Origin of the sequence: Pseudoalteromonas sp. NZS100_1 (genome assembly GCF_015864285.1) — a bacterium.
Taxonomy (GTDB): domain Bacteria; phylum Pseudomonadota; class Gammaproteobacteria; order Enterobacterales; family Alteromonadaceae; genus Pseudoalteromonas; species Pseudoalteromonas arctica.
This window is the reverse complement of the sequence record NZ_JADYXN010000001.1, coordinates 93,267-104,664: the sequence shown is the minus strand read 5'-3', so window position 1 is coordinate 104,664 and position 11,398 is coordinate 93,267. Positions and strand designations below refer to the sequence as shown.

Genomic DNA, 11,398 nt, shown 5'->3' with positions numbered 1-11,398 from the left:
ACGTTAGATGTTAAAACACAGTTTTACTTTTTTATGTTTATTGATACTAGCCGGGTGTGCTCAAGTACCACAAAGCAAAGTAGATGACAGAGATCCGCTGCAAAGTATTAATCGTCCGTTATACGACTTTAATATGGATGTACTGGATGCTTATTTATTGCGCCCAGTTGCTGTAGGTTATGTTGAAGTAACGCCTGTACCGGTAAGAAACGGTATTGTTAATTTTACAGGTAATATTACAGCACCTGTCGATATGATTAATGCGGGTTTGCAAGGTAAACCGGGTAATGCAAGTGTGAGCTTAGCGCGTTTTTTAGTTAACTCTACGGTTGGTATTTTTGGTATTTTTGATGTAGCCAGTTCACTTGGTCTTGAAATTGTAGATGAAGACTTTGGACAAACGTTAGGTGTATGGGGCGTGGGTGATGGTGCTTATTTAATGCTACCTGGCATGGGTCCTACAACAGCACGTAACCTGACCGGTGATGTAGTCGACAACTTTGTATTACCTGAAGTTGCGCTAACGACTCCACAAACTATTCTAGTGTTTGTTTTAAAAGCAGTTGAGGCGCGTGCATCATTAATCCCACAAGAAGGGTTATTAAATGATTCACTTGATCCGTACTTATTTGTAAAAGATATTTACTTCCAGCGTCAGATTTATGAGCTGTACGATGGCAACCCACCAATAAAAGAAGAGCCAGCTGATTTTGATGAAGACTTTTTAGAAAGTTTATAATTGAAAAGCCACTCATAAAAACGCCAGCTAAATGCTGGCGTTTTTATTTGCTGTTTATATATTTAACCTGAACTCTGGATAATAAATCTATCTCGAGCAGTTATTTTCAGCGCTAACTACGTTGAATTTACTTGCAATAGGCTAACTATTGACGCGTAAGTTCGCCTTGTTTTCACTGAAAATCTCTGGCTAGAGAAAAATAAATTTAAATATCATTATGATTTAATATATTAGTAAATATCTTAACCAGAGTTCAGGTAGTTTATTTTTCGTTCACTACTAACTGCATTTGTTCATTAACCCAAGCTAGCGCTTCATGATAAGCATCGGGAACTTTTTCACCTAGATTTAGCTCTTTCGTTAGCTCGTTTGCAGCTGACCAGTTTGCTTGTTCGTAGTATTTAACTAAGTTTAAATATTTTGCTAGCAAGCCTTCATCGTTTAATAGCGCTGCTTTTATATCATTAGAAAGTGGAAGCTTTTTCATTACGCTTTCCATACTCTCATCTAAAATAGCATCCATTAGCGACATCATACCGGTTAAAAATGCCATGCCGGTATCTTTAAACTGCCCATGGGATATAGCGAGCAATTCAGCAAATCGAGCGCGCGTAAGCGATAGCCTAATTAGCTCTACAGGTTTGTCTGCTGATACTTGTGCTGCAAACAGTAGTGACAATAGCTTTTTAATTTCATTGGCGCCAAGCACTATAAGAGCTTGCTTAATGGTACTTATTTCTGCGCGTCTTGCAAATGCGGCAGAATTTGAATACCTAAGTAATTTATAAGATAGGTTTACATCACGTTCAAACACATCAGTGATTTTCTTAAGATCCATATCAACACTTGATGTTTCGTAAAGTAATTCAGCTAATGCCATTTCTGAAGGTGGTAGAGCCTTACTTTGTACCATTTCAGGTTTTGAGAAGAAAAATCCTTGGAAATAATCAAACCCAAGCTCTAAAGCTTGTTGGTAAATTTCATAGGTTTCTACTTTTTCGGCAAGTAACTTAATATGTGAGTGCGGTTTTAAATCGTTTAGAACCGTTTTTATTGTATCTATATCGGATGCTAAAAAGTCTATTTTAATAATATCAATAAATGGGTAAAAATGACGCCATACAGGTTGATGAATATAGTCATCAAGAGCAATAGTGTAACCTTTATCTTTTAAATCTTTAACGATAGCTAATAAACGCTTACCAGGCTGGATAGTTTCAAGTATTTCTACAACTATAGTGTCTTTACCTAGTAGTGTAGGGTAACCCTTTGATAGTGTTTCTAGGGTGAAGTTTATATAGGCAGGTTTATTGTCAGTTAAATCTTCTAAACCAAAATTAAACTGGCTACCCTCTATAAGTCGTGTTGTTGCTTCGTCACCATCTATATCGGGAAATACGTTATCAACGCCATCACGAAATAAAAGCTCATAACCGATAAGTTCTTTATCTCTATCTAAAATCGGTTGACGTGCAGCGTAAAAATACATAAACAGTTCCGTAAGAGTGATGTAATTGGGTATTGTAATAATATATGGCAAAAGATTCAAAATAGCATTACGTATATTTGCATGATTAATAAATTATCATTATAAATTAAGGTGTTTCTTCTATTTAATTCATTATATTTTACCAATTCGCTTTAAAATTATTCAACATGAGTGTTTTTGTATCAGCTGGAAGCAACAAGTTGGAGATTTTATTGTTAGGCATGATATAGTCAGCGAGAATGGTTTTTATCCTAATAGTGTCTTTATTATAATATTTTAAGAGTCAATATTCGGATCAAGAGCCTGTTATTAATAATTATGCGGAGGCTAATTTGGAAACAGGAATGATTATTTCACTAGCATTATATTTTGTTGTAATGTTAGGTATCGGACTATATGCATATAAGCAATCTACTGGCGATGTATCAGGTTACATGTTAGGTGGACGAAATCTATCACCAAGTGTTGCTGCACTATCTGCAGGTGCATCTGACATGAGTGGCTGGATTTTAATGGGCCTACCTGGTGCGATGTTTGTTACTGGTTTTAGTAGTACATGGATAGCAATTGGTTTGGTGATTGGTGCTTGGTTAAATTATCTGTTAGTTGCACCTAGATTACGTGTGTACACTGAAAAAGCAAATGACTCTATAACAATCCCAGATTACTTCTCAAATCGCTTCAATGATAAGTCAAACTTATTACGTGTTGTATCAGCTGTTGTGATTATAGTCTTCTTTACTCTTTACACGTCATCTGGTGTTGTAGCCGGCGGAAAATTGTTTGAAAGCTCATTTGGTTTAAGTTATGAAGTGGGTTTATACATTACAACGGGTGTCGTTGTTTTATACACTTTGTTTGGTGGTTTTTTAGCGGTTAGCTTAACTGATTTCGTGCAAGGTTGTATTATGTTCATCGCACTGATTCTAGTGCCTACTGTTGCATACTCTTTACTTGAACAACCTCTAGAATCTACTTTACATAGTGTAAATCCAGATATGCTTAACTGGATTGGAGCAGGCTCTGCATTGGGTATTATTTCTGCAATGGCATGGGGTTTAGGTTATTTTGGTCAACCACATATCATCGTTCGTTTTATGTCGGTACGTAGTGTTAAGGATATGCCTAAAGCTCGCCGTATTGGTATGACATGGATGATTGTTGCTGCCCTTGGTGCTGTTGGTACTGGTATATTTGGTGCTGCTTATACTTATGAAAATAATATTGTAGTTGAAGATCCTGAAACGATTTTCCTAATTCTTTCTGAGTTATTGTTCCACCCACTTATTGCTGGCTTTTTACTAGCTGCAATTTTGGCTGCTATCATGAGTACTATCTCATCGCAATTGCTAGTAAGCTCAAGTTCATTGACTGAAGATTTATATAAAACATTTTTACGTAAAGATGCTAGCGACTTTGAATTAGTTACTGTTGGTCGAATTAGCGTTGCCGTAGTGGCTATGTTTGCTATTTACTTAGCTTACGACAGAGATAGCTCTATTTTAGACCTAGTAAGTAATGCATGGGCAGGCTTTGGTGCTGCTTTCGGTCCATTGGTACTGTTCAGCCTTTACTGGAAACGTATGAATTTTGCCGGTGCGTTATCGGGTATGTTAGTAGGTGCGTTTACAGTGCTTGTTTGGGTTTATGGTCCGTTTACTATTAATGGTGAAAGCTTAAGTAGCTTTATGTACGAAATAGTACCTGGCTTTATTTTATCTAGTATCGCAATTGTTGTTGTTAGCTTAGCTACAAAAGAGCCAGAGCAAAACATTACCGCTTTATTTGATGAAGTAGAAAAAGAGCTTTAAATAGCAATTACTACTCATTTTTGAATGAGTAGTAATTAATACCAATCCGCAATAATACTTAATCATTTTGCGGGGCTAATGTGTCGCTACTGGCGTTAAAAAATTATCATTTAGAACAACTAAATATCGAATTTTTTGCCTAGCTATCAACACGTTTTTTTACCCTCAAAATAGATCACTTAATTAAGTGAATTGGTATAATAAAAAAGGGAGCAACTTAGTTGCTCCCTTTTTTATTTAGTTTGTCCCGTCCGAGGAAAGGGCAATCTACGAATTAACTTGCTTTTTTATCGTTGCTATCTTCAATTGATGCAACATTATCTGACTTTTTACTTTTTGTTGGCGCTTTGGCAACAACGGGATCTTTGCCGCCCTTTAATATAGTCATAAAGTCATCTTTGCTTTTCGCTATTTCTAAAGCAAGTGATTCAATTTGTTGCTCACTAAGCGGTACGTCTACCTTTTCTAGCATTAGCTCAAGTGATTCTGCTATATCGAGCATCTTGTCATAAGCATCAGCTTCTTTTTTGGTAGTAAACGTCATACGCTCGACTCCGTTTCGTTCTACAACATATTTAACAACAACAGCCATGATTTCTCCTGCAAAATTGCTTGGCACCGTGGTTTGTAAAAACCATTAGATTACTGTTTTTATGTACAGTAATGGTTTGTAAGTAAATTTGCAAGCGTGAAGTATTAATTTTTAGGTGTCTTAAATTTGACAAAAAACGGTAACTTTACTTTAGTTAAGCAATCACTTGTTGTACCAGCTGCATTTTCAGGATTTCGGATCATAGTGATAATGCGCTTAGGTACACTTTAAGTGATGAACTTTACAGTTCCTTATTTATTGATTTCCTGAGCAATACTCAAAATTAAGAAAAGAAGAATAAGGGCAAGTTTAATGAAAACGTTAAAAAATTTACTCATCATAAGCTTATTATGCTTACTACCTGCAACTACCGTATATGCACAACTATCGGAAGTAACCAAGCAAATGCCTCAAGTTGAGACAATTAGTATAAATAATGCTGATGCAGATATGCTTGCTAAGCTACCGGGTATAGGTAAGAAAAAAGCGCAGGCAATTGTGGATTATCGTGAAGAAAACGGTGAATTTAAAAGCGTCAGTGATTTATCGCAAGTTAAAGGAATTGGTAAAAAACTATTAGCTAAATTAGAGGGGAAAATTTCACTTTAAAGCTATTAAGTAATAATCAGGGCGCTATGCGCCCTGATTAAATTGTTTTAATGCATCGCTTAAGTGCTTTTTAGCAAAGTTAATTTCAATAGGTGTTGTTAATAGCGGATAGCAAAGCCCACCAAGTATCAAAAACGGGATTAATATCCAACCTTTAAATACCGTGAATATTAAAAATAGTGGACTTAGTAATATTAATTTAATAATACGTAGTAACACTTTATCAGTTGGCGATAACATACTTAACGAAAGTGCTATTACGTCCTGGCGCTTGCGCACTTTTAAGTGTTTAAGATCATCTAATTGGCTTGAAAAAAAGGTAAACATATTAAATCGATTTTTTTGTTATTAAGCGGCTAATCACTAAAGCAAACAAAGTGATTGAGAATAGCGCAAATATAATTTCCATCCAAGCAGGCATGCTCAAACCAATAAACTGCCAATCTATATTTCCACAATCCCCGGTCGCCTGAAAAAAGCTAGGTATCCATTCGTGTAACGGCATAAACGATGGGAAGTTTGGTTCAAACTCACAGCTAAATGCAAAAGGGTCTGTGGTGGTTTGCATATCAATATGCTCGCGAGCTATAAGGTATCCCCAAACACTCGATACACCCCAAATTACATACGCTAATATACGAACTGCTTTGCTCTGTGGTTTAGTCGAACCTACAATGCCTGCACCTAATAAACCCAGTACAGCGGTACGTTGATATATGCACATTATGCAAGGCGCCAATCCCATTTGGTATTGAAAGAAAAGGGCGGTCACTTCAAGTAAAAAAACGATAGCTGTAAATAAAAGCCACGGGGTACGTTGGGTGGGTAATTGCGCAAGCCAGTTCATAAAAATTCCGCGTTTAAATAAGATGTTAGATTATGACCTAGGATAATGTATGCGGCAACAAAAAGGAAAAAAAAGCTACCGAAGTCGCTTTTTATAAGATGAAATTATTGACTACTCAATACAGCCTCAGCAGAGGTTACATGGCGCTCTACTTAGTTCCCATTGATACATAAGCTAAGTTATATCGCTTACTTATACAACATTGGTGCATTGCCTAATCACTTCTTTAAAGTTGCTGTTAGAACGCTCTGTTGCATAGGTGTTCCTTTTTAATGTACTTATGTGTATTAAGTTGATTCAGCTAAGTATGGTGTAAATAAAAATACCAATAATTACAATGTACCTACAATGAATATTGCTCTGTATATTTATACATTGTAGCGATATTAGAAAAACCTAAATTTTATTATTTATTAATCTTTAATTTCTACTCATTTGCTTATTAATATATCTGACTTTACTTGTTAGTTATGCTTCGTCTGGTACAATCAGTCAGTTATTCGTGTAAAACGATGAGTGTTGATTAATTCGAGTGGGAACTGGATGAGAATTTTTAAAGCGAAAAGCCCAGCAGGATTTGCTGAAGAATATATAGTTGAATCTATTTGGAACGGCGATTTCCCTCCAGGTTCAATTCTACCTGCCGAGCGAGAACTTTCAGAGTTAATTGGTGTAACAAGAACGACCTTGAGAGAAGTATTACAGCGTTTAGCACGTGATGGTTGGTTAACAATTCAGCATGGTAAACCAACAAAAGTAAATAACTTTTGGGAGACGTCTGGCTTAAATATTCTTGAAACACTAGCGCGCTTAGATGAAGACAAGATGCCAGAGCTGACAGATCAGCTTTTATCTGCACGTACTAATATCAGTGCTATTTATACACGTGCTGCAATTAAGTTAAATCCTGAACGTGTAATTGAAATTTTATCACAAAGTCATGAGCTAGAAGACACTGCGCAGGCATTTGCTGACTACGATTATAAAGTTCATCACGAATTAGCCGTTGCGGGTAATAACCGTATTTATGTATTAATACTCAACGGTTTTAGAGGCTTTTATTCAAAGATTGGTTGTCATTACTTCTCTGATGCCGGAACTCGTGAACTTGCTCGTCAGTTTTATAAAGATTTAACAATCTTGGCAGAAAATAAAGAGCACGATGGTGCTATTTCGATGATGCGTAAATACGGTCATCAAACAGGTGAGATTTGGCAAAAAATTCGAGGCGATATGCCCTCAGATATAATGGATTAAATTTAAACGAAAAACCTGCATTTGCAGGTTTTTTTGTAGCTGTAAAAATTAATACCGCATTATATGAATTTTTAAACAATTTAATGTATTAAGCTTTCTTCAGTAACGTCAAAAGTTCTATCTAATTACAACGCAATTTACACTTCAAAATAGACCTATTATTCAAGCAGATTAGTGCAAGTTGTAAGTGTTCGTTATTTTCGATTGCTCACATCGTTAAATGCGATTATTCTTTTGTAGTGAATAACTTTAGAATGCCAATTAATTATATGTGTTCGCTATTGGTTTTTAATTTTTAGCGCCCATATAAGTACCAGCATTGCGAAAGCAATTGAAAACAAACTCAAAATATTTGGAGAATAAAATGGGTGTATTAGTAGGCCGCCAGGCACCAGACTTTACCGCTGCAGCTGTTCTTGGTAACGGTGAAATTGTAGATAGCTATAACCTTCATGAAACAATTAAAGGTAAAAAAGCAGTTATCTTCTTTTACCCACTAGATTTCACGTTTGTATGTCCTTCTGAACTTATTGCATTTGATAAGCGTTTTGAAGAGTTTCAAAAGCGTGGCGTAGAAGTAATTGGTGTTTCTATCGATTCACAATTCTCACATAACGCATGGCGTAACACTGCTGTTGCAGACGGCGGTATTGGTAAAGTTCAATACGCACTAGTTGCAGATGTTAAACACGAAATTTGTAAAGCGTATGACGTTGAGCATCCAGAAGCAGGTGTTGCATTTCGTGGTTCATTCTTAATCGACGAAGAAGGCAATGTACGTCACCAAGTAGTGAACGATTTACCACTAGGTCGTAACATCGACGAAATGCTTCGCATGGTTGACGCGCTAGCGTTCCACACTGAACACGGTGAAGTATGTCCTGCTGGTTGGACTGAAGGTAAAAAAGGTATGGACGCAAGCCCTGAAGGCGTTGCTAAGTTCTTATCTGAAAACGAAGGCGATCTATAATTTAGCCCTTAGTTTTAAATAAAAAAACCGCCAATTGGCGGTTTTTTTGTGTCTTTTATTTAGAAAGAAAAGCTTACTTTAGTGTACAAGTAGCGGCCACGAGGATTATGCACAGCTGATGCATAACCGTATAAATCGCCATCGCCATCACCAATTGCAAATGGTGGCTCTTCATCAAATAAGTTATTAACACCTAAAGATATTTTAGCTGATTCAGTAATACGGTACGACGTTTGTAAATCAACAAGCGTTTGCGAGTCAATCATACGTGAAGTATTGCTATCAAAGTCTAAATTGCCATCAAAGTCGATATCAGGCGTATCTTCAAATTCGCCTACATAACTGATATTTACATTGGTGTTAAACTCACCAATTTCCCAGTTGGTTGAGAAAATAAAGCGATGCTCTGGGTAGCCATATTCACCCGTGTAATCACGACCATCTTTTTCAAACTTATCTTGATATGCCCACTCTAAATTAAATTTAAGTAAACCTAAGTCATCAAGAGAGTGGTTATAGTTTGCTGAAACATCAACACCAGACACTTCTTGCGATGATAAATTTTTAAATGTGCTGTGTATTTTTTGTATTGTGCCTAAGCTTGCTCCGCCTGTAGGAGCTAAACGAACACATACGGTACTATTTTGGTTACCACATTCTGCAGCATAAATAGGACCAAATTCTTCTTCATCGATTTTATTATCTTGAGTAATGCTCCATACATCAACACTTAAACCAAACTCAGCTGTTGGTGCCCAGATAACGCCCACGTTCCATGATTCTGACTCTTCTGCTTGTAAATCAGGGTTACCAGAGAACTCAATGTTGTAATCAAGTGCTTGGCAATCTAATCCTGTTTGTTCACAGCGCTGTGTATCAACAAAAAATTGGCTTTTTTGTGATGGACCTAAGCCTATTTGCGCTAACGAAGGCGCTCTAAAGCCTTGCGCCCAAGAACCACGAACCGTTACTTCATCAGTCGGTGCCCAGCGCAGAGCTATTTTTGGATTTGTTGTTGTACCAAAGTCGCTATAATCATCGTAACGACCGGCTAATTGTAGTTCGAGGTTTTCAGCAAGTGGGATTGAGAACTCAACATATGCAGCGTATTGTTCACGATCAGCAGAAGCTGATACTGATTCAGTACCAAATATTAAGCCACGTTGAAATTGATCATCAGGGATATCATTTACATCTTCTTCACGGTACTCAATACCGGCGGCCATCATTACAGCTTCGCCACCAAAACTAAACGCTTCACCTGTAATGTTAGCGTCAAAAGAGGTCATATGAGACTCACCGCGACGCACTAAGCTAGTTGTGATTCTGTCAATTACAGCTGGGTCGTTATATGTGCCACCGAATGGATTATAGTTACCGGCATCAATTTCTTGTTGTAAGAAATCGGTGCGTACCCAGCCTTGTGTACGATCGCCTGTTTGTAGTGATTTACTGCGACCTTTTTGTACCGCTGTCTCCCAGCTCCAATCGTTTATTTCGCCTTTTAACCCTGCAACAAAGCGTAAGGTGTCTGACTCAATGTCCCATTGGCGAGCGCCTGCATCTACTGTACGGTAACGACCAATTTGAATGTCTTCACCAAATGGATTGTTTGGGTGATTAGCGGGTACCGTATGGCCTGCATCTTCATCAAGTGGTGTTGGTGCACCTGCAGCGACAGAGCTGTTATGCTGAACAGCCATTTCTAAAAAGCCAGTAATGCCGTTATCAAAGCGGTATTCAAATTGTGAAATAGCGCCTACACGCTCAGATGCTGGGGCAACATATCCATATGGGCCGTAATCAAATAAACAGCTACCACTTGAAGTTGCATTTTCAGCAGGACAGGCAGGGTCGATTGTTTTAACGCCATCCACATAAAAGTAGCCTGGGAAACCACGAGATGAACGGAAATCTTCACCACCATAAGGTGCTTGGTTTGCAGTGCCAAGGCTGCCCATTTCATCAGAAGAAAGAGATGTGTTTTTAAAGTAATCGATAATAACAGATGCACTACTTTTTTCGCTTGTTGTACCCCAAACTAGGCTTGCTGTTGTTTCTTCATAATTTGGACCATCCGTACCGCCATAGCCTAGGTTAATCTCAACCATCAATATCTTTCTTTAAGATAACGTTAACTACACCCGCTACTGCATCTGAGCCATAGATAGCTGAAGCGCCATCTTTTAGTATGTCGATACGCTCAATAGCAGAAACAGGAATACTGTTAATATCTACAAATGAGTTGGTGATACCTTCAGCAAAGGCACTAATTGATACACGGCGACCATTAATTAATACCAGTGTTGCATCGGCTCCTAAGCCACGTAAGCTTACTGCAGCTGAACCGTTAGCGGTTGAATCTTGGTTGTTACCACGAGTAGAGAAAGTACCGCTACCTGCTACAGGCATTCTTTCTAGAAGTTGCTGTAAATTATCGTAACCCATGTTTTCGATTTCAGCTCTACCGATTGATTGTACCGGAGAAGGCCCTTCAATATCAGTTCGCTTAATACGAGAACCAGTAACCTGAATTCGCTCTACTTTTTTAGCTTCTTCTGCTGCGTAGGCTGTTGTTGTAAAACCTGCTGATAATGCGAGTGTTGCGCCCACAATAATGCTTGGTGTAAATGCAGTTGATTGCTTCATCCTTAAGTCCTTGTTGATATATTATAAAATTATTTGCTTAACAAGCGCGGGTATTAATATCATGTAACTTAAGTGTTAGCAATTGGCTTAATTTGTGATTTAAGTATTAGTTTCAATGCTTTTTTGTGGGTTTTATGACCTTATTTATACTTTGTTTTCTAGGTGAAACTAAGCGTGAATAGGACATAGGGTTAATAATTGTCATATAGCTACATGAAGCCATGTGTGGAATAGCTAATGATAGAAATAATTTGTAATAATTTATTTCTATAAATTAAAACTTATGTTTGTTTTTATACTTTTAATTTATTCAATTATGTAATACCAATTCGCAGTAATACTTAATCAATTTGAGGGGTTAAAATTGATGCTAAAGGCATTGAAATTTTCTGATTTACGACTGCTAGATACAGGAGGTGGGGTAATGCAGGAGTA

At 37.4% G+C, this 11,398-nt stretch carries 9 protein-coding genes and 1 pseudogene; 5 read left to right on the top strand and 5 right to left on the bottom strand.

What is annotated here, in order from left to right:
* Window positions 1-7: 7 nt before the first annotated feature.
* A complete protein-coding gene (locus I6F66_RS00490) occupies window positions 8-739 on the top strand; it encodes a VacJ family lipoprotein (RefSeq protein WP_007585858.1) in 732 nt (243 codons plus the stop codon).
* A 262-nt stretch (window positions 740-1,001) separates the two neighbouring features.
* On the opposite strand, the gene I6F66_RS00485 is transcribed toward I6F66_RS00490, so the two are convergent.
* Complete coding sequence (locus tag I6F66_RS00485) at window positions 1,002-2,228, bottom strand: EAL and HDOD domain-containing protein (RefSeq protein WP_197208442.1); 1,227 nt, start codon at window positions 2,226-2,228, stop codon at window positions 1,002-1,004.
* Window positions 2,229-2,560: 332 nt separating this feature from the next.
* On the opposite strand from I6F66_RS00485, the gene putP reads away from it, so the two are divergent.
* Window positions 2,561-4,039, top strand: a complete 1,479-nt coding sequence (gene putP / locus I6F66_RS00480) for a sodium/proline symporter PutP (protein WP_165728709.1) — start codon at window positions 2,561-2,563, stop codon at window positions 4,037-4,039.
* 274 nt (window positions 4,040-4,313) lie between these two features.
* Here the strand turns inward: putP and I6F66_RS00475 are convergent, their stop codons facing one another.
* A complete protein-coding gene (locus tag I6F66_RS00475; protein ID WP_165742291.1) occupies window positions 4,314-4,631 on the bottom strand; it encodes a YebG family protein in 318 nt (105 codons plus the stop codon).
* Window positions 4,632-4,943: 312 nt separating this feature from the next.
* On the opposite strand from I6F66_RS00475, the gene I6F66_RS00470 reads away from it, so the two are divergent.
* Window positions 4,944-5,240: a helix-hairpin-helix domain-containing protein gene (locus I6F66_RS00470; protein ID WP_165728711.1), complete on the top strand. Its 297-nt coding sequence runs from the start codon at window positions 4,944-4,946 to the stop codon at window positions 5,238-5,240.
* 24 nt (window positions 5,241-5,264) lie between these two features.
* Here I6F66_RS00470 and I6F66_RS00465 read toward each other — a convergent pair whose 3' ends face one another.
* Together I6F66_RS00465 and dsbB are read right to left on the bottom strand one after the other, a co-directional pair.
* Complete coding sequence (locus tag I6F66_RS00465) at window positions 5,265-5,567, bottom strand: DUF6170 family protein (protein WP_165728712.1); 303 nt, start codon at window positions 5,565-5,567, stop codon at window positions 5,265-5,267.
* 1 nt (window position 5,568) lies between these two features.
* The gene (gene dsbB / locus I6F66_RS00460) at window positions 5,569-6,087 is read right to left on the bottom strand and encodes a disulfide bond formation protein DsbB (protein WP_165728713.1); all 519 of its coding nucleotides are present in this window, start codon (window positions 6,085-6,087) and stop codon (window positions 5,569-5,571) included.
* A 543-nt stretch (window positions 6,088-6,630) separates the two neighbouring features.
* Between dsbB and fadR the strand changes: the two genes are divergently transcribed.
* Window positions 6,631-7,344 carry a fatty acid metabolism transcriptional regulator FadR gene (gene fadR, locus I6F66_RS00455; RefSeq protein ID WP_004335692.1) on the top strand — a complete coding sequence of 238 codons (714 nt, stop codon included), beginning with the start codon at window positions 6,631-6,633 and terminating at the stop codon, window positions 7,342-7,344.
* Between the two features lie 364 nt (window positions 7,345-7,708).
* Window positions 7,709-8,314: a peroxiredoxin gene (locus tag I6F66_RS00450; RefSeq protein WP_166421016.1), complete on the top strand. Its 606-nt coding sequence runs from the start codon at window positions 7,709-7,711 to the stop codon at window positions 8,312-8,314.
* Between the two features lie 59 nt (window positions 8,315-8,373).
* On the opposite strand, the pseudogene I6F66_RS00445 reads toward I6F66_RS00450, so the two are convergent.
* Window positions 8,374-10,963 (bottom strand): annotated as a pseudogene (locus I6F66_RS00445) (TonB-dependent receptor).
* Between the last annotated feature and the right edge of the window lie 435 nt (window positions 10,964-11,398).

Bases quoted from the DNA above. Each gene is read 5' to 3' on its own strand.
- I6F66_RS00475 (WP_165742291.1), bottom strand. From the start codon at position 4,631: ATGGCTGTTGTTGTTAAATATGTTGTAGAACGAAACGGAGTCGAGCGT.
- I6F66_RS00470 (WP_165728711.1), top strand. From the start codon at position 4,944: ATGAAAACGTTAAAAAATTTACTCATCATAAGCTTATTATGCTTACTA.
- fadR (WP_004335692.1), top strand. From the start codon at position 6,631: ATGAGAATTTTTAAAGCGAAAAGCCCAGCAGGATTTGCTGAAGAATAT.
- I6F66_RS00490 (WP_007585858.1), top strand. From the start codon at position 8: ATGTTAAAACACAGTTTTACTTTTTTATGTTTATTGATACTAGCCGGG.
- I6F66_RS00450 (WP_166421016.1), top strand. From the start codon at position 7,709: ATGGGTGTATTAGTAGGCCGCCAGGCACCAGACTTTACCGCTGCAGCT.
- dsbB (WP_165728713.1), bottom strand. From the start codon at position 6,087: ATGAACTGGCTTGCGCAATTACCCACCCAACGTACCCCGTGGCTTTTA.
- I6F66_RS00485 (WP_197208442.1), bottom strand. From the start codon at position 2,228: ATGTATTTTTACGCTGCACGTCAACCGATTTTAGATAGAGATAAAGAA.
- I6F66_RS00465 (WP_165728712.1), bottom strand. From the start codon at position 5,567: ATGTTTACCTTTTTTTCAAGCCAATTAGATGATCTTAAACACTTAAAA.